This window comes from Streptomyces caniferus (assembly GCF_009811555.1).
Lineage (GTDB): Bacteria > Actinomycetota > Actinomycetes > Streptomycetales > Streptomycetaceae > Streptomyces > Streptomyces caniferus.
Map to the genome: position 1 here is coordinate 2,464,939 of NZ_BLIN01000005.1, position 17,679 is coordinate 2,482,617.

Here is a 17,679-nt window from a genome sequence, read left to right on the forward strand (position 1 = left end):
GCCCACGACGATGCCCCCGCAAGCACCGGCTTGCGGGGGCATCGTTTCTGCTCCGGGAAGGTCGCCCGGCGCTGCCGGTCAGGCCGTCGTCAGACGCCCGCCGGCTCCGCCGCGCGGTCGGCCTGATCGGCCTGCGGGCCGCTCTTTCCGGCCCGCTTCGCGGCCTTCTTCTCCGCCCGGCGCTCCTTGCGGAGCTCGATCATCGCGTAGAGCGTCGGGACGAGGAGGAGGGTGAGCAGGGTGGAGGTGATCAGACCGCCTATCACCACGACGGCGAGCGGCTGGGAGATGAAGCCGCCGTCGCCGGTGATGGACAGCGCCATCGGGAGCAGCGCCATGATCGTGGCCAGCGCCGTCATCAGGATCGGGCGCAGCCGGTGCCGGCCGCCCTCGATGACCGCTTCCACGACGCCGTAGCCCTGCGCCCGGTACTGGTTGATCAGGTCGATCAGCACGATGGCGTTGGTGACCACGATGCCGATCAGCATCAGCATGCCGATCATCGCCGGGACGCCCAGCGGGGTGCCGGTGGCGACCAGCAGGCCGATCGCTCCGGTCGCCGCGAAGGGGATCGAGACCAGCAGGATCAGCGGCTGGATCAGCGAGCGGAAGGTGGCGACCAGGAGCATGAAGACGATGGCGATGGCCGCCAGCATCGCCAGGCCGAGCGAGGAGAACGCGTCGGTCTGGTCCTGGGAGACGCCGCCGATCTCGGCGGTGGCACCGTCCGGCAGCTTCAGCGCCTTGATCTTGCTCTGCAGGGTGGTGCTGACCGCGCCGGTGTTGTCGGCGGTCGGCTTGGCGGTGATCGTCGCCGACCGGGCCCCGTCGATCCGGGTCATCTGGACCGGGCCGGGGACGGTCCGCACGGTGGCGAGCGTGCCGAGCTCGGCCGGGCCGGCCGGGGTCGGAACGGCCAGCTTCTTCAACTCGGCCACGGTGGTGGCCGGGTGGGCGGACTTGATCACGATGTCGCGCTCGGTGTCGTCCAGGACCGCCTTGCCGCTGGTGGTGCCGCGGACCGCCTGGGTGACCGCACCGCCCAGGGTGGTCTGGTTGTAACCGGCCGCGGCCGCCTTGTCGTTGGGCTTCACGGAGATCCGCGGCACGCTCTGGGCGAGGTCGCTCTGGACGTCGGTGACGTCGTCGAGGCCGGCGACGGTCTTGCGGACCTGCTCACTGGCCTTCTTCAGGACGTCACCGTCGGCCGCCTTGACGACCACGCTCAGGTCCTGGCTGCCGAAGCCGCCGCCCGCGGTGACGGTGGTGTCGCCGATGGACGGGCCGAGCTTGTCGAGACCGGCCCGCAGGTCGTCGGTGACCTTGCCGGAGTCCGCGGCGTCCTTCAGCTTGAGCTGGTAGGAGGCCTGGTTGGCGCCGGTGCCGCCGCCGAAGGCCGCCATGAAGCCGGAGGAGCCGACGGTGACCTGGTAGTCGGCGATGTCGTCGTTCGCCGCGAGCAGCTTCTCGACCTTCTCGGCCTGCTTGTCGGCCGCGTCCAGGCTGGTGCCCGGCTTGAGCTCCTGCTTGACGGTGAGGGTGTCCTGGTCGCCCTGGTCGAGGAAGTTGGTCTTGAGCAGCGGGCCCATGCCGAAGGTGGCGAGGAGGACGACGACGGCGATGACCAGGCTGGTGACCCGGCGGCGGGTCGCGAACCGCAGGACGGGGACGTAGAGGCGCTGCAGCGGGCTCTTGGCCTCCTTCTCCTCGGCCTGGCGGCGCAGGTCGTCCGGGGTGGTGCCCTCGGGGATCCGCGGGGCGCGCAGGAACCAGAAGGAGAGGACCGGCACGACCGTCAGGGAGACGATCAGGGAGGACAGCAGGGCGACGGTGACGGTCAGCGAGAAGGAGCCGAAGAGGGCGCCCACCATGCCGCCGACCACGCCGATCGGCAGGAAGACCGCGACCGTGGTGAGGGTGGAGGAGGTGATCGCTCCGGAGACCTCCTTGACGGCGGAGAGGATGGCCTCGCGGCGCTCCTCGCCGTAGCCCAGGTGCCGCTTGATGTTCTCCAGGACGACGATGGAGTCGTCGACGACGCGGCCGATCGCGATGGTCAGCGCGCCGAGGGTGAGCATGTTCAGGGAGAGGTCCCCGGTCCACAGCACGATCAGGGTGATGACGACCGAGAGCGGGATGGAGACCGCGGTGACCAGCGTCGAGCGCAGGCTGAGCAGGAAGACGAGGATGACGATGACCGCCATGGCGAGGCCGAGCAGGCCCTCGGTGGTCAGCGACTCGATCGACTTGGAGACCGCCGGGCCCTGGTCGGAGGCGACCGTGACCTCGGTGCCCTTGCCCAGGTCCTGACGGATCTTGGTGAGCTTGTCCTTGACCGCGTCGGAGATCGCGACCGCGCTGCCGTCCTGGTCCATCGTCACCATCACGGCGAGGCTGGGCCTGCCGTCGGTGCGGGTGATCGAGGTCGGGGTGGCCGCCTCCTCCTTGACGTCGGCGACATCGCCGAGCCGGACGGGCTGGGCCGGGCGGCCGCCGCTCGCCCCCGCACCGGAGTCACCGGCCGCCGGGGACGGCGCGATCGACAGGTCCCGGATCTGCTTGACGGAGGTGAAGCCCGCGCCGACCTGGACGGTCTTGCTCTGCCCGCCCTCGGCGAACGAACCGGCGGGCACCGACGTACCGCCGGCCTCCAGCGCCTGGCCGAGCGCCTGGGCACTCAGCCCGGCGGCGGCGAGCTTCTTGTCGTCGGGGGTGACCGCGACGATCCGGTCCTGGACGCCGTCGACCGTGACCTGGCTGACGCCGTCGATGTTCTTCAGGTCCGGCACGACGCTGCGGTCCAGCTCGTCGGCGAGCGTCTGCTGGTCCTTGTCCTGGGAGGAGACGGCGAGGACGACGGTGGGGATGTCGTCCGTCGAACCGGCCACCACCTGCGGGTCGACGTCCTTGGGCAGTTTCGCGCGGGCGCGGTTCACGGCCTGCTGGACATCGGCGACCAGGCGCTTGGAGTCGTTGCCGTAGTCGAACTGCGCCATGATGACGCCCGAGCCCTCGCTCGACGTCGAGGTGACGCTCTTGATGCCGTCGACCGCCTGGATCCCGTCCTCGAGCGGCTCGATCACCTGCTTCTCGACGACATCGGGCGAGGCGCCCTGGTACGGCGTCAGCACGGACACCATCGGGAGTTCGATGGACGGCAGGAGCTGCTGCTTGAGCTGCGGGATCGCGATGGCGCCGAAGGCGATCGCCACGATCGACATCAGCGCTATCAGGCCCCGTTGTACGAGGCTGAGTCGGGACAGCCAGGACATGGGTGGGGTCTCTCTTCTGTTCTGAAACGGTCGGCGGGGCCTTTCCCGGGCCCACTTACACCTTCCGCCATGCCCTGGCCGGTTTTCCTCGCTCGCAGGTCGGTTTCCGGCCGGTGCCCGTACCGCGTTGGGAGTACGGGCGGCTCCACCTTCACTGCACCCGTGGGCGTACGAGTCCCGATTCGTAGGCGATGACCACCAGCTGGGCCCGGTCGCGGGCCCCCAGCTTGGCCATGGCCCGGTTGACGTGCGTCTTGACGGTGAGCGGGCTGACCGCGAGCTGCTCGGCGATCTCGTCGTTGGACAGCCCGCCCGCCACCAGGGTCAGCACCTCACGCTCGCGGCCGGTCAGCGTCGCCAGCCGCTCGGCGCCCCGGCCGCCGGGCCCGGCGTCCGTCGTGCTGCCGCCCTGCGCGAGGAACTTGGCGATCAGGCCCTTGGTCGCGACGGGCGACAGCAGCGCCTCCCCGGCCGCCGCGATCCGGATCGCGCCCAGCATCTCGTCCGGCTCGGCGCCCTTGCCGAGGAAGCCACTGGCGCCGGCCCGCAGCGACTGCACCACGTAGTCGTCGACCTCGAAGGTCGTCAGGATGACCACCCGGACGTCGGTGAGCTCCGGGTCCTCGCTGATCATGCGGGTGGCCGCCAGGCCGTCCACACCGGGCATCCGGATGTCCATCAGGACCACGTCGGGACGCTCGGCGCGGGTCAGCTCGTACGCCTGGGCGCCGTCGGAGGCCTCCCCCACCACCTGCATGTCCGCCTCCGAGTCGACCAGCACCCGGAAGGCACTGCGCAGCAGCGCCTGGTCGTCGGCGAGCAGCACCTTGATCGTCATATCGACTCCCCCGTACGGACGGTCTGCAGTGGAAGGGTGACCCGCACCTGGAAGCCGCCGGCCGCGCGCGGGCCGGTCACGACCGTGCCGCGCAGCGCGAAGACCCGCTCGCGCATCCCGATCAGGCCGTGGCCGCCGCCGCTGTCCTCCGGCTCGCCGGGCCCGCCCGGCTCCACGGGCGGCCGGTCGCCGCCCTTCTGCCGCGGGATGCCGGCCCGGCCCGCGCCGTCGTCCAGGACGGTCACGGTCAGCGCGGTCTCGGAGTGGAGGATCCGCACCGTGGCGCGGGCCCCCTCGCCGGCGTGCTTGTGGACGTTGGTCAGGGCTTCCTGGACCACGCGGTAGGCGGTGAGGTCGACGGAGGCGGGCAGCGGCCGGGGCGTGTGCGGGATCTCCAGGTCGACGGGGATCCCGGCGCGGACGAACCCGTCGACGAGCTGGTCGAGGACGCCGAGGCCCGGCGCGGGCTCGGTCGGCGCCTTGGGGTCGTCGGACTGCCGCAACAGACCGACGGTGGCGCGGAGTTCCTCCAGCGCCGAACGGGACGCCTCCCGGACGTGCGCCAGCGCCTGCTTGGCCTGGTCGGGACGGTTGTCCATGACGTGCGAGGCGACGCCGGCCTGGACGTTGACCAGGGCGATGTGGTGGGCGACGACATCGTGCAGCTCGCGGGCGATCCGCAGGCGCTCCTCGGCGACCCGGCGCCGGGCCTCCTCCTCGCGGGTGCGCTCGGCGCGTTCGGCGCGCTCCCGGATGGCGTCCACGAAGGCACGGCGGCTGCGGACCGCGTCGCCGGCGGCCGCGGCCATGCCCGTCCAGGCGAAGATGCCGATGTTCTCCTGCGCGTACCAGGGGCGGGGGCCGTAGAGCATCGCGGCGGCGGTCAGGACGACGACGGTCAGCGCGCCGATCCGCCAGGTGGTGGGCCGGTCGGTGCGCGAGGCCAGGCTGTAGAGGGCGATCACGGCGGACGCGGCCACGGGGGCGCGCGGGTCGCTGGAGCGGGCGAGCAGTTCGACGATGGTGCACGCGCCGGTGAGGGCCAGGACCGTACGGGGCAGCCGGCGGCGCAGGACCAGGGCGGCGCAGGCCAGCGCGGCCAGCACCACGGTCGTGGCGGACAGGTGGTGGCCGCCGAACCGCGGGCCGTGCGGACCGTGCGGATCGGCCACCGCGCCGCACAGGATGCACGCGAAGACGGCCACCGCCAGGACGACGTCGACGGCGCGGGGATGCGCTCGGTGCCACTGGAAGCGGCCGGCACGGGGCGCGTCCGTGCGGGGGTCGAGGAGGCTCACAAGAGCAAACGGTAGCGCCCCGGTCCCCAAGGGGGCCGGGGCGCTGTGCGCTGGAGTGGAGTGGCCGGACCGGCCGGCCCAGGAATTCAGCCCGGGATGAGGCCGTCGTCGCTGAGCATTTCCCGGACCTCTTCGAGGGAGGCGTCCGGGGACGGCAGGATGAGTTCGGACGGTTCGAGGGCGTCGTCGGGGAGCGGCGAGCCGAGCCGGCGCACCGCGTCCAGGAGTGCACCGAGCGTGCGCTGGAAGCCCGCTTCGTCGCCGCTCTCCATCTCGGCGAGCAGCTCATCGTCCAGCTTGTTGAGCTCGGCGAAGTGGGCATCGTCCAGCTTCACCTGGCCCTCCCCCATGATCCGTACGATCACGACGGTCTCCCTTGGTCCGGTCCGACGCTCTCTGCGAGGCTATCCGCCGCCCGCCGTCACTGCTTGTCGAAACGCGGCCGGTCCTGCTGCGGTGCGGACCGGTCCTCGCCGTTCTGGCCGCTCTCGATGGCCTGCTGGCCGGCCGAGGAGCCTCCCGCGAGTTCGGCCTTCATCCGCTGCAGCTCCAGTTCGACATCGCTGCCGCCGGAGAGCCGGTCCAGCTCGGCGGTGATGTCGTCCTTGGCCATACCGGTCGGGTCGTCCAGCGCGCCGGAGGCCATCAGCTCGTCGAGGGCACCGGCCCTGGCCTGCAGCTGCGCGGTCTTGTCCTCCGCCCGCTGGATGGCCATGCCGACGTCGCCCATCTCCTCGGAGATGCCGGAGAAGGCCTCGCCGATCCGGGTCTGCGCCTGGGCTGCGGTGTAGGTGGCCTTGATCGTCTCCTTCTTCGTACGGAAGGCGTCGACCTTGGCCTGCAGCCGCTGCGCGGCGAGCGTGAGCTTCTCCTCCTCGCCCTGCAGCGTCTGGTGCTGCGTCTCCAGGTCGGTGACCTGCTGCTGCAGCGCGCTGCGCCGGCTCAGCGCCTCACGGGCCAGGTCCTCGCGGCCGAGCGCCAGCGCCTTGCGGCCCTGGTCCTCCAGCTTGGACGACTGGCCCTGGAGCTGGTTGAGCTGCAGTTCCAGGCGCTTGCGGGAGGTCGCCACGTCGGCGACACCGCGGCGCACCTTCTGCAGCAGCTCCAGCTGCTTCTGGTACGAGTAGTCGAGGGTCTCGCGCGGGTCTTCGGCCCGGTCCAGGGCCTTGTTGGCCTTCGCGCGGAAGATCATCCCCATCCGCTTCATGACACCATCGCTCATGGGCCTCGCGCGCCCCCTTCTGGCCGAGTCACCTCGGGCTTAGGCTCCAGCACATCTACAGACCCCACAGTACGGGCCCTGGTTCCATTACCGCACTGTTCGCGCCCCGATGCGCTCCTCCTCCAGGACGATCGGAGGCGCGTCCTCTCCCGCGCAAGGAGTAGGGAGAGTCCGGACACGCGGCACGATGTCCGCTCTGTCCGGTTAGGACAGGGGTTCCCGCCTGGTCGGGCGCCAGTTGCCGGGGCGCCGTTGCCGGATCGTGCCCCGTCGGACCGTGGCTCACCCGTGGCGAGCACGTACCCTTGGGTGTTGTGTTCCGAAGCCGTTCGAAGGATGAGCAGGCCGCGACCGCCAAGGTGACCGCGGACCAGCCCCAGCAGCCCCGCGATCCGCAGGCCCCCAAGGGCCGCCCGACGCCCAAACGCAGCGCCGCCCAGTCGCAGCGCCGCTCCCGTGCGCATACGCCGACCAACCGCAAGGACGCGTCGAAGGCCCAGCGCGAGGCGCGCCGAGCCGACATGGCCCGCCAGCGCGAGGCGATGGCCAGCGGCGACGAGCGGTATCTGCCGGTGCGCGACAAGGGACCCGTGCGCCGGTTCGCGCGGGACTTCGTCGACTCCCGCTGGTGTGTCGCCGAGTTCTTCCTGCCGATGGCCGTGGTGATCCTGGTGCTCACCATGATCCGGGTGCCGTCGATCCAGAGCATCGCGCTGCTGCTGTGGCTCGTGATCATCGTGCTGATCGTGCTCGACTCGGTCCTGATCTGGATCCGGCTCGGCAAGCGGCTGCAGGAGCGCTTCCCGAACGAGAACCTCAAGGGCGTGAAGCCGTACGCGGTGATGCGCACGCTGCAGATGCGGCGGCTGAGGCTGCCGAAGCCGCAGGTGAAGCGGGGACAGCGGCCGTAGCCGCGTCGTACGGGGTGGTGCCGGCGGCCGTTCGTTCCGCCGGACCCTCGCCTGCGTGGTGACGCACCGTCGTGGTGACGCACCGTCGTGGTGACGCGCCGTCGCGGCGGGATTCTTCTTGACGTCCGGCCGGGCCCGTTCGGGCCCGGCCGGACGTCGTTCGGCACCGGGCCGGGCGTCCTGCGGGAGTGCCCGGCCCGGTGCCGTCGGGGCTCAGGCCTCCGCGTCCGCGTGCAGGCTCATGGGGCCCGTGTAGATCTCGGTGCCGTCCTCGAAGAGCCTGACCTGGTCGACGCCGCCTTCCAGCAGGGCCTTCCACTCCTCGCCGATCCAGGACTCCGCGTCGCCCTGGGTGGTGAACTCCTCCGGTTGCACGGCCGGCGCCGTCTCCGAACCGTCGGCCTTCTCGAACCGCCACGTCCACGCCATGTGCGCCTCCTGGATCCCACCGAGTACGAATCTGTGCCACCGCGGGGCGCGTCCTGACGCACTCCGCCGTGCCGTGCTTGCGTGCTGATCGGCAGCCTAACGGCCGTGTCGAGTCCGCCCCCGCCGCGCCCGCCCGGCGTGGACGCGAGAAACTCGGCGGTGTGGATGTGACTCTCCTCGGCACCGGCGCCCCGCAAGGGCTGCCGCGGCCCGGCTGCCCGTGTGCCGCCTGCGCGACCGCCGTCGGCGACGAGGCGCGGGCGGCGACCGCGCTGCTCGTCGACGGCGCACTGATGATCGATCTGACGCCGGGACCGGCCTTCGCGGCCGCCCGTGCGGGGCGGTCGCTGGCGGGCGTACGGCAGGTGCTGCTCTCGCATCCGCACGACGGCCCGGCGATGGAGGTGCCCGCCGGGCTGCCGCAGCCGGGCCGGGTCGCGGACGGGCGGGAGCTGGCACTGCTCGACGGGCACCGGGTGCGCGCCACCGCGGTGGACATCCCGGGTACCGGCTACGAGATCTCCGGCGCCGACGGTGAGCGGCTGCTGTACCTGCCGCCGGGCGCGGCGCCGGCCGGACTGGGCAACGGCAACAGCCGGGCGGCGGGCGGCGGCGCCGAGGGGGTGGGCGGCGCCGGTCCGTACGACTTGGTGCTGCTCGACGTCCTGGCGCGGCCCGACGCGCTGGCCAGACTGCGGGCGAGCGGCGCGGTCGACGCGGCGACGGACGTGGTCGCGGTGCACCTCGACCACGACGTGCCGCCGGGGCCGGAGCTGCACCGCAGGCTGGCGGCGGTGGGGGCGCGCGCCGTGGCGGACGGCAGCACGCTGCTGGTCGGTGAGTTCCATGCGGTGCCGGATCTGCCGCGGCGGACCCTGGTGCTGGGCGGGGCGCGCAGCGGGAAGTCGGTGGAGGCGGAGCGGCGGCTCGCGGCCTTCCCCGACGTGGTGTACGTGGCCACCGGCGGGACCCGGGACGGCGACCAGGACTGGGCGCAGCGGGTCTCGCTGCACCGCGAACGGCGCCCGAGCTCCTGGCGCACCGTCGAGACCTGCGATCTGGTGCCGCTCCTGGAGGCCGCGGGGCCGGGAAGAGCAGCCGCGGGGCCGGGGACGGACGCCGCGGGGCCCGGCGAGGGCGGCGGGCCCGGCGCGGGCTCCCGTACCGGCCGCCCGGCCGGGGTGTCGCCGCTGCTCATCGACTGTCTGGCGCTGTGGCTGACGCATGTGATGGACGAGGTCGGGGCGTGGGACGACGCGACCTGGGAGGCCGGGGGCCGGCAGGCGCTGCGGGAGCGGACCGACGCGCTGGTGGCGGCGGTGCGGGAGACGCACCGGCCGGTCGTGGCGGTGAGCAACGAGGTCGGTTCCGGGGTCGTCCCGGCGACCTCGGCGGGCCGCCGGTTCCGCGACGAACTGGGGCGGCTGAACGCGGCGTTCGCCGCGGAGTGCGAGCAGGTGCTGCTGGTCGTCGCGGGCCAGGCGCTTGCGCTGCGTGGATGACGGATCCCCGGTGGGGCCCGTGTCCGCTTGCCCGGGGGCGCGGCGCCGGGTGCTCTTGACCCGTGACCGAATCCGAGCGGACCGAATCCGAAGCGCCGGCCGGGTGGGGAGCGGGGCCCGCCCGGGAGCCGAGTGGGCGCGGGCGGCGTGTCGACGCGGCCGTACGCGCCTATCTGGAGCGGCATCCGGAGGCGACGGTGGTCGCGCTCGGCGAGGGGCTCGGCACCGGTTTCTGGCGGCTGGACAACGGGCGGCTCACCTGGCTGACGGTGGTGCCGCCGGAGACCGCCGCGGCCCGCCGGATGCTGCTCCCCGACGGCGCCCGGCACCGTACCGTCGCCTGTGCGGTGACCGATCACGGCTGGCTGGACGCGGTGCGGGAGCCGTGCCGCGGGGTCGTCGTCACGGCTCCCGGCGTGCTGATGCGGCTGCCGCCGCCTGCCGTACGGGCGCTGCTGGCGGCGTGTGCGGAGCGGTTTCCCGGTGGGGTGCTGGTCTTTGACGCACTGCCACGGTGGGCGGCGGCACTGGCCCGGCGGGCGGGCGGCCGGGGGCCGGCTCCGGTGCGCTGGGGGCTGGACCGCGCCCAACTGCCGCGGGTGGCCGGTGCGCACCCGGGCATCGTCGCGGTGCGCGAACTCGGCCCGGTGCCCAGTTCGCCGAAGTGCGCCGCGGTGGGCGGTCTGCCGTCCCGGCTGGCGGGGCCGGTGCACCGCCTGCCGGTGCTGCGCGCGCTGACGCCGCTGGTCGCCGAGGTCCGGTTCGCTCCGGCCCGTTCTTGCCGGCGCGCTTCGTCAGCGGTGAGTTGACGGTAATCTGCGCCCAATGAGCGCCTTGAACCTCGACGACTTCGCCCACCTGATCGAGCGCCCCGATGGCGGGGTGCGCCGTGACGCCGAGGAGCGGCGGGCACGGCTGGCCGTGCCGCCGGGTGCGCTCGGCCGCCTCGACGAGCTGGGTGAGTGGCTGGCCGCCGCGCAGCAGCAGGTTCCGGTGCGGCCCGTCGAGCGGCCGCGGGCCGTGCTGTTCGCCGGCGATCACGGCGTGGCCGAACTCGGGGTCTCGGCCCGGCCGGCCGGTGGCACCAGGGACCTCGTACGGGCCGTGCTGGACGGGTCGAGCCCGGCGGCCGTGCTGGCCCGTCGCGCCGGGGCGCAGTTGCGCGTGGTGGACCTGGCGGTGGACTGCGCCCCGGAGGAGCTGCCCGAGGACGTCACCCGGCACCGGGTGCGGCGGGGTTCGGGGCGGATCGACATCGAGGACGCGCTGACGGCCGAGGAGGCCGAGGCGGCGTTCCGGGCCGGGACGGCCGTCGCGGACGAGGAGGCGGACGCCGGTACCGACCTGGTGGTGCTCGGCGATCTCAGCGTCGGCGGAACGACCGCGGCGAGCACGCTGATCGCCGCGCTGTGCGGCACCGACGCCTCGGTGGTCACCGGGCGGGGCGGCGCCCCCATCGACGATCTGGCCTGGATGCGCAAGTGTGCGGCGATCCGCGATGCGCTGCGGCGGGCCCGGCCGGTGCTCGGCGACCAGCTGGAGCTGCTGGCCACGGTCGGCGGCGCTGACCTGACCGCGATGACCGGCTTCCTGCTGCAGAGCGCGGTGCGCCGGACTCCGGTGATCCTGGACGGGGTGGTCTCGGCGGCCTGTGCGCTGGTGGCGCAGCGGGTGGCGTTCCGGGCGCCGGACTGGTGGGTGGCCGGACAGGCGAGCGGCGAGCCGGGGCAGGCGAAGGCGCTGGACCGGATCGCACTCAACCCTCTGCTCGACCACGGCGTCACTGCCGGGGAGGGGACGGGGGCGCTGCTCGCCCTGCCACTGGTGCAGGCGGCCGCGGCCCTGGCGGCAGAACTGCCCGTACGCGACTGATCCGGCGCCGGCCGACCCCGGCCGGCCGGACGAAGCGACCGGACGAGCGCCCGGCCAGGGCGCTCATCACTTCATGACCGTGCCGGACCACCGGCGGCTCCCCATAAGATCGCGCTTTACACGTTTTATGGGAGACATCGCTTGAGTCCGGACGAAGACCGCCCTCGCGGCACGTGGTCACAGCGTGGTGCCGCATTCGGCATCTGGTATCTGCGCACGGTCACCTTCATCAATTTCCTGAGCGCGGTATGGGTGTCGTTCGGCAATGACATCCGCCGGCACAACATCGCGGAATTCTTCACTCCGTATCTGCTGACGGCGGGGTTCGCCTCCGGTGCCTTCTCGCTCTTCCTGTCGGTGACCCTGCGGCGGCGCAAGCGGGCGGCCTGGATTTTGAATCTGGTGCTGTCCGGGCTGCTGGCGCTGCTCTTCGCATTCGGGATGGTGGTGGCCCCGGAGTTCCGCGCACCTGTGCAGAACTGGGTGTCGCTGGGCCTGACCGTGCTGTTCGCCGCCGCGCTGGTGGCCGGGCGCCGCGAGTTCTCCGCGAAGGGCGACCGCGCGAACCCGAAGCTGGCGGCGGCGGTCGCGGTCGGCGGTCTGCTGGGCGCCTCACTGCTCGCGGCGCTGCTGGTGACCGTCACCAACACCGCCGGGGACGGCGCCTCCACGTTCGTGCAGCGCTGGCGCTACGGCCTGATGCGGCTGGTGTCGCTGGCCGCCGACGACCGCGCCTTCCCGGAGATCGCCACCCCGAACTGGGTCAACGTCACCATCAATGTGCTCAGCACGCTGCTGCTGGTCGCGGTCCTGTGGGCGGCGTTCCGGTCCGTCCGCAGCACCGACCCGATCACCGAGGACGACGAGGAGCGGCTGCGCGCCCTCCTGGCACGGCACGGCGACCGGGATTCGCTGGGCTACTTCGCGCTGCGCCGCGACAAGAGCGTGCTGTTCTCCCCCAGCGGCAAGGCGGCCGTCACCTACCGCGTCGTGGGCGGCGTCTCGCTGGCCTCCGGCGATCCGCTGGGGGACCCCGAGGCCTGGCCGGGGGCGATCGAGGTGTGGCTGGCCGAGGCGCGGGAGCACGGCTGGGCGCCCGCGGTGATGGGCGCGAGCGAGGAGGGCGGCACGATCTACGCCCGGCACGGGCTGGACGCGCTGGAGCTGGGCGACGAAGCGATCGTGGACACCGGGGAGTTCACCCTCGGCGGCCGTGCGATGCGCACCGTGCGGCAGGCCTACCACCGCGTCGAGCGGGCCGGCTACACCGTCCGTATCCGTCGCCACGAGGACATCCCGGCACCGGAGCTGGCGCATCTGCTGCGGCTGGCGGACGACTGGCGCGACGGGGAGACCGAGCGCGGTTTCTCGATGGCGCTGGGCCGGCTCGGCGACCCGGGCGACGGGCGCTGCGTGATGCTCGAATGCCGGGACGGCGGCGCGGACGGGGAAGCGGGCGAACTGCGGGCGCTGCTGAGCTTCGTGCCCTGGGGCGAGAAGGGGCTCTCGCTGGATCTGATGCGGCGGGACCGGAACTCCGAGAACGGGCTGATGGAGTTCATGGTGCTGGAGTTGATCCAGCGGGCGAAAGAGGTGGAGATCACTCAGCTCTCGCTCAACTTCGCGATGTTCCGTTCCGTCTTCGAACGTGGCGCGCGGCTCGGCGCGGGCCCGGTGCTGCGCCTGTGGCGCTCACTGCTCAGCTTCTTCTCCCGGTGGTGGCAGATCGAATCGCTCTATCGCGCCAATGCGAAATACCGGCCCATCTGGGAGCCGCGGTACATGCTCTTCGAAAAGAGCACCGATTTGCTGCGCATCGGAATCGCCGCCGGCCGCGCGGAGGGCTTCCTGGAAGCACCCGGTCTGCCCAAGTGGCTGAACCGCAAGCACCTGGAGAATGTGAGATGAGCAAGGCCGGGGCGGCGGGTCCGGGGGAGATGCCCGCGCCGGGGCGTCCGGAGCTGTCCGGCCTGCGCCGCGCCGCGGGTGCCGAGTGGGGCCCGCTCCTGCGGACGGTCCGTTCCTCGCTGGTCACGGCCAGGCTGCGGGCGATTCCGGTGACGCTCACCGCGGTGAGCCTGACCCTGGTCTTCCAGTTCGTGCAGAACCAGGAGTGGGGCTACCGGACGGTCCAGGACATCGGCTCCGTACAGGCCTGGGAGCACCTGTGGGTGGCATTGCTGCGCACCCCCCTGTCGCTGTTCGTCCCCGCGCTGGACCTGCCGGTGTGGGGGGCGCTGGCGCAGATCCTGGTGGTCTTCGGGATCGCGGAGATCTGTGTGGGCTGGCGGCAGACGCTGCTGGTCGCCTATGTCGCCACGCTGGCCGGGACGATGTACGCGCGGATCGGCATCTGGATCGGCCCGGTGAGCCCCATAGGCCTGCCCGACTCGGACAAGTACGTCATCGACACCGGGCCGTCGGCGGCGGTGGTGGGGCTGGCGGTGTTCGTGTGCTGGCGCTACCGCGCGTGGTTCACCTGTGCCGCGGTCGCCGTGGCGATGGTCGTCGAGGTGGTGTCCATCAAGAACAACCTGGCGGGCAAGGAGCATGTCGCGGCGGTGCTGGCGGTGCTGGTGCTGAGTGCGCTGTGGGAGGTCTGGCGACCGGGCGAGCCGCGGGACGCCTGGCGGGTCAGGGGCTGGGGGCACCCCCGATGACGTGCTCGACCTTGCGGCGCAGCGCCGACCAGCGGCGGTCGTGACGGTAGGCGCGGACCCGGGAACGGGCCCGCGCCTTCGGGCGCTTGCGGTAGAAGCGCCTGGCCCAGGGCGAGTTGGGGCGGGCCAGCCGGATCGCACCGAAGAGCGCGACGAACGGCACGAAGACCCCGACGACCGCGATCCGGCCCTTGCCCTTGGTGAGCGCGACGAGCGCGAAGAGGAAGTTGACGGCCACGGTCCGCACGACCGTGAAGCGGTCGGTGGCCTCCTCGGGACTGAGCTCGTTGACGCCGAACGGCAGGAAGCCGCCGAGGATCAGGGCGACCAGGGCGACGGTGAGGATGACGATCTCGACGCTCTTGGTCCCCTCCTCGGTCCAGTACACGTCGTCGAGGTGGAGGATCAGCGCGAACTCGTCCAGGACGAGGCCCACTCCCATGCCGAAGAGCACCGCGGCGACACCGGCACCGAAGCCGCGGCGGTCGCCCGCGAGGGCGATGAAGCCGCCGAGGACCATCAGGATCACACCGGGCACGACGTGGTGGATGTGGACGCCCCCGGGCGTGATGTTGCGGAACGGCCCCTTCCCCGCGCGGATGAGCCGGGTGACGGCCCGGGTCACGAGGAAGGTCAGCACGAAGGAGGCGAGGGCGAGCAGCAGCGGCAGCTTCCCCGGCTCGACGATATTGCGGTACCACCAGTGGCCCATCCCACACGCTCCCCATTTGTCGGGTAGGGACACTTCACCACCATCAGGCCCCTTTTGACGGGTGACGGTCCGGACCGGCGGCCACCCGTAGCGGGCGCCCGGATAGCCTGCCGCGGTGACCGACACCCCGGCCGCCCCGGCCCCCTCCGACGCCCTGCGCTTCGCCTTCGGGACGCTGACCGTGCTGCCGGTGCGCGTCACCCGCTGGGACCGGGAGGCGGCGCGCGGCGGGATGCTCTGCGCGCCGCTGGCCGGACTGGTCGTCGGACTGTGCGCGGCCGCGCTCGGCGCGGCACTGCTGCTGCTCGGCGGCGGCCCGCTGCTCGCCGCGGTCGCCACCGCCGTGGTACCCGCCGTGCTCACCCGCGGGCTGCATCTGGACGGACTCGCCGACACCGCCGACGGTCTGGGCAGCGGCAAGCCCGCCGAGGAGGCGCTGCGCATCATGAAGCAGTCCGACATCGGCCCGTTCGGGGTCGTCACCCTGCTGTTCGCCCTGCTGGCCCAGGTGGCCGCGCTGGACACGCTGTACGCGCAGGGCTGGGCACGCGGCGCCGTCGCGGCGGCCGTTGCGGCGGTCACCGCGCGCTGCGCCCTGACCCTCGTCTCCCGGGCCGGGGTGCCGGCCGCCCGCCCCGAGGGTCTCGGCGCGGCGGTCGCGGGCACCGTCCCGGTACGGGCGGCGCTGCTGTGCGCGGGGGTGGTGGCCGCCGGATGCGCGGCCGCCGGCGCCGCGTTCGGCGCGTACGGCGCGCTGCACACCGGGCTCGCGGCGCTGCTCGGCCTCGGGCTGGGCGAGCTGCTGCTGCGGCACTGCCGGCGGCGGTTCGGCGGGGTGACCGGCGATGTGTTCGGGGCGCTCGCGGAGAGCGCGGGGCTCACGGCACTGGTGGCGCTGGCTCTCGGGTAGCGCCCGGCGCGCCTCCGGGACGTCGCCCAACTCCCTTGCATGCAAGGGCAGTTCACCCTGCAGCCGGGCAACTGCCGGAGCCCCGTTATGTGCCGGTGTGGTATCTGACGGGCCTTGTGGCGCCGCCGAGCGTAGGCTCGGCCGCAGCAGCGCCCTGCGCGCAGACGGATTCCCCGGACGGAACAGGACCTTCATCACCGTGACTGCACTGACCCTCAGTACTTCTTCCGCCGCAACGGTGCGTGCGGATGCCGTCGTCGTCGGCGTGGCCAAGGGCGCCAAGGGCGTCGTTGTCGCCCCCGGCGCGGAGGCCGTGGACAAGGCCTTCGGCGGCAAGCTCGCCGCTGTGCTGGAGACCCTCGGCGCGAGTGGTGCCGAGGGCGAGGTGACCAAGCTGCCCGCCGCGGACGGCCTCAAGGCGCCGGTCGTGCTGGCGGTCGGCCTCGGCGAGGCACCGGGCAAGGGCGACGGCTACGACACCGAGGCGCTGCGCCGCGCCGCGGGCAGCGCCGCCCGCGCGCTGACCGGCACCAAGAAGGCCGGCTTCGCGCTGCCCCTGGAGGACGCCGAGGCGGCCGCCGCGGTGAGCGAGGGCGCGCTGCTCGGCGCGTACTCCTTCACCGCCTACCGCAGCAACGGCAACGGGCAGGGCGCCAAGAAGAACGACGCCAAGTCGGCGCCGCTGGCGGAGGCCGCGATCCTCGGCGCCAAGCCGCGCGACAAGGAGTTCAAGGCCGCCGCCGAGCGCGCCCAGGCGCTGGCCGCGGAGATCAACCGCGCCCGCGACCTGATCAACATGCCCCCCAACGACCTCGACCCGAAGGCCTTCGCGGCCGAGGCGCAGGCCGCGGCCAAGGAGTTCGGCCTCAAGGTCGAGGTACTGGACGAGAAGGCGCTCAAGAAGGGCGGCTACGGCGGCCTGCTGGGCGTCGGCCAGGGCGCGGAGGCCCCGCCGCGGCTGGTGCGGATCGCGCACACCCACCCCAAGGCCGACAAGACGCTGGCGCTGGTCGGCAAGGGCATCACCTACGACTCGGGCGGCATCTCGCTCAAGCCGGCCGGCCACAACGAGACCATGAAGTGCGACATGAGCGGTGCCGCCGCGGTGTTCGCCGCGGTCGTGGCCGCCGCCCGGCTGGGCCTGCAGGTGAACGTCACCGGCTGGCTGGCGCTCGCCGAGAACATGCCGTCGGGCTCCGCCACCCGCCCCGGTGACGTGCTGACCATGTACAGCGGCAAGACCGTCGAGGTGCTCAACACCGACGCCGAGGGCCGTCTGGTGCTGGCCGACGCCCTGACCCGCGCCTCGGAGGAGACCCCGGACGCGATCGTGGACGTCGCCACCCTGACCGGCGCGATGGTGCTGGCGCTGGGCAACCGCACCTTCGGGATCATGGCCAACGACGACGCTTTCCGTACCTCGATCCACGAGATCGCGGAGGAGGTCGGCGAGCAGTCCTGGCCGATGCCGATGCCGGCCGAGCTGCGCAAGGGCATGGACTCCCCGGTCGCCGACATCGCCAACATGGGCGAGCGGATGGGCGGCGGCCTGGTCGCCGGGCTCTTCCTGCAGGAGTTCGTCGGCGAGGGCATCACCTGGGCCCACCTGGACATCGCGGGCCCGGCCTTCCACGAGGGCGCGCCCTGGGGCTACACCCCCAAGGGCGGCACGGGATCCGCGGTGCGCACCCTGGTACGGCTGGCGGAGCGTACCGCCGCGGGCGACCTGGGCTGACGGTCAACCCGGGGAGCTTCCTCCCCCTTGCCGGTTATTTCCGTACGGCCCCGGGCATACCGCCCGGGGCCGTAGGTGCGTCCGCGCCCCGTGTTCGCCCTCGACGAAATCCGCACGCCAGTACGCACCAGTAACCCCTATGGGGCGGCTGATCGTCCGCCCCGAGTCCGGCCCGCCGTCCCGGCTTCGTTGAACAAGTGCGAAGATGGGTTCTCGGCAGGACAGGGCCCCCCTTACCCAGGGCCGAAGTAAAAGCGGCCGAACCACAGCCGCCGCCCGGTCATTGGAGACCGGCTCCGGCGTACCCATGCATGGAGG

At 72.7% G+C, this 17,679-nt stretch carries 15 protein-coding genes; 8 read left to right on the top strand and 7 right to left on the bottom strand.

Going from position 1 to position 17,679, the window contains the following annotated elements:
- Nucleotides 1–89 precede the first annotated feature (89 nt).
- The 5 genes from Scani_RS27425 to Scani_RS27445 all read right to left on the bottom strand — a co-directional run bounded on the left by Scani_RS27425 (nt 90) and on the right by Scani_RS27445 (nt 6,630).
- The gene (locus Scani_RS27425) at nt 90–3,272 is read right to left on the bottom strand and encodes an efflux RND transporter permease subunit (RefSeq protein ID WP_159480485.1); all 3,183 of its coding nucleotides are present in this window, start codon (nt 3,270–3,272) and stop codon (nt 90–92) included.
- Between the two features lie 151 nt (nt 3,273–3,423).
- Nucleotides 3,424–4,110, bottom strand: a complete 687-nt coding sequence (locus Scani_RS27430; protein ID WP_159480486.1) for a response regulator — start codon at nt 4,108–4,110, stop codon at nt 3,424–3,426.
- Nucleotides 4,107–5,408 (bottom strand): sensor histidine kinase, encoded by a 1,302-nt coding sequence (locus Scani_RS27435; protein WP_159480487.1) that lies wholly within the window; start codon nt 5,406–5,408, stop codon nt 4,107–4,109. Before Scani_RS27435 ends, Scani_RS27430 begins: the two co-directional genes overlap by 4 nt.
- Before the next feature lie 86 nt (nt 5,409–5,494).
- A complete protein-coding gene (gene pspAA, locus Scani_RS27440) occupies nt 5,495–5,773 on the bottom strand; it encodes a PspA-associated protein PspAA (RefSeq protein WP_159480488.1) in 279 nt (92 codons plus the stop codon).
- Between the two features lie 56 nt (nt 5,774–5,829).
- Nucleotides 5,830–6,630: a PspA/IM30 family protein gene (locus tag Scani_RS27445; RefSeq protein WP_246296180.1), complete on the bottom strand. Its 801-nt coding sequence runs from the start codon at nt 6,628–6,630 to the stop codon at nt 5,830–5,832.
- A 314-nt stretch (nt 6,631–6,944) separates the two neighbouring features.
- Here Scani_RS27445 and Scani_RS27450 point away from each other — a divergent pair, with 314 nt between their 5' ends.
- The gene (locus tag Scani_RS27450) at nt 6,945–7,541 is read left to right on the top strand and encodes a DUF3043 domain-containing protein (RefSeq protein ID WP_159480489.1); all 597 of its coding nucleotides are present in this window, start codon (nt 6,945–6,947) and stop codon (nt 7,539–7,541) included.
- Between the two features lie 213 nt (nt 7,542–7,754).
- On the opposite strand, the gene Scani_RS27455 is transcribed toward Scani_RS27450, so the two are convergent.
- Nucleotides 7,755–7,970 carry a hypothetical protein gene (locus Scani_RS27455; RefSeq protein WP_159480490.1) on the bottom strand — a complete coding sequence of 72 codons (216 nt, stop codon included), beginning with the start codon at nt 7,968–7,970 and terminating at the stop codon, nt 7,755–7,757.
- A 161-nt stretch (nt 7,971–8,131) separates the two neighbouring features.
- Here Scani_RS27455 and Scani_RS27460 point away from each other — a divergent pair, with 161 nt between their 5' ends.
- The 5 genes from Scani_RS27460 (at nt 8,132) to Scani_RS40275 (ending at nt 14,004) form a co-directional block, all read left to right on the top strand.
- The gene (locus tag Scani_RS27460; protein ID WP_159480491.1) at nt 8,132–9,472 is read left to right on the top strand and encodes a bifunctional adenosylcobinamide kinase/adenosylcobinamide-phosphate guanylyltransferase; all 1,341 of its coding nucleotides are present in this window, start codon (nt 8,132–8,134) and stop codon (nt 9,470–9,472) included.
- A gap of 62 nt (nt 9,473–9,534) precedes the next feature.
- Complete coding sequence (locus Scani_RS27465; RefSeq protein ID WP_159480492.1) at nt 9,535–10,281, top strand: class I SAM-dependent methyltransferase; 747 nt, start codon at nt 9,535–9,537, stop codon at nt 10,279–10,281.
- A gap of 16 nt (nt 10,282–10,297) precedes the next feature.
- On the top strand, nt 10,298–11,344 hold the full coding sequence (gene cobT, locus Scani_RS27470; RefSeq protein ID WP_159480493.1) for a nicotinate-nucleotide--dimethylbenzimidazole phosphoribosyltransferase: 1,047 nt from the start codon (nt 10,298–10,300) through the stop codon (nt 11,342–11,344).
- Nucleotides 11,345–11,485: 141 nt separating this feature from the next.
- Nucleotides 11,486–13,252, top strand: a complete 1,767-nt coding sequence (locus Scani_RS27475; protein WP_159480494.1) for a phosphatidylglycerol lysyltransferase domain-containing protein — start codon at nt 11,486–11,488, stop codon at nt 13,250–13,252.
- Nucleotides 13,249–14,004: a hypothetical protein gene (locus tag Scani_RS40275; RefSeq protein ID WP_159480495.1), complete on the top strand. Its 756-nt coding sequence runs from the start codon at nt 13,249–13,251 to the stop codon at nt 14,002–14,004. Before Scani_RS27475 ends, Scani_RS40275 begins: the two co-directional genes overlap by 4 nt.
- Here the strand turns inward: Scani_RS40275 and Scani_RS27485 are convergent.
- A complete protein-coding gene (locus tag Scani_RS27485; protein ID WP_159480496.1) occupies nt 13,979–14,716 on the bottom strand; it encodes a hypothetical protein in 738 nt (245 codons plus the stop codon). The two genes, Scani_RS40275 and Scani_RS27485, sit on opposite strands and share 26 nt — an antisense overlap.
- Before the next feature lie 115 nt (nt 14,717–14,831).
- On the opposite strand from Scani_RS27485, the gene Scani_RS27490 reads away from it, so the two are divergent.
- Nucleotides 14,832–15,626, top strand: coding sequence for an adenosylcobinamide-GDP ribazoletransferase (locus Scani_RS27490; protein ID WP_159480497.1), 795 nt, complete (start codon nt 14,832–14,834; stop codon nt 15,624–15,626).
- 199 nt (nt 15,627–15,825) lie between these two features.
- On the top strand, nt 15,826–17,361 hold the full coding sequence (locus Scani_RS27495; protein WP_159480498.1) for a leucyl aminopeptidase: 1,536 nt from the start codon (nt 15,826–15,828) through the stop codon (nt 17,359–17,361).
- Nucleotides 17,362–17,679: the final 318 nt, after the last annotated feature.

Bases quoted from the DNA above. Each gene is read 5' to 3' on its own strand.
- Scani_RS27425 (WP_159480485.1), bottom strand. From the start codon at position 3,272: ATGTCCTGGCTGTCCCGACTCAGCCTCGTACAACGGGGCCTGATAGCG.
- Scani_RS27430 (WP_159480486.1), bottom strand. From the start codon at position 4,110: ATGACGATCAAGGTGCTGCTCGCCGACGACCAGGCGCTGCTGCGCAGT.
- Scani_RS27445 (WP_246296180.1), bottom strand. From the start codon at position 6,630: ATGAGCGATGGTGTCATGAAGCGGATGGGGATGATCTTCCGCGCGAAG.
- Scani_RS27455 (WP_159480490.1), bottom strand. From the start codon at position 7,970: ATGGCGTGGACGTGGCGGTTCGAGAAGGCCGACGGTTCGGAGACGGCG.
- cobT (WP_159480493.1), top strand. From the start codon at position 10,298: ATGAGCGCCTTGAACCTCGACGACTTCGCCCACCTGATCGAGCGCCCC.
- Scani_RS40275 (WP_159480495.1), top strand. From the start codon at position 13,249: ATGAGCAAGGCCGGGGCGGCGGGTCCGGGGGAGATGCCCGCGCCGGGG.
- Scani_RS27485 (WP_159480496.1), bottom strand. From the start codon at position 14,716: ATGGGCCACTGGTGGTACCGCAATATCGTCGAGCCGGGGAAGCTGCCG.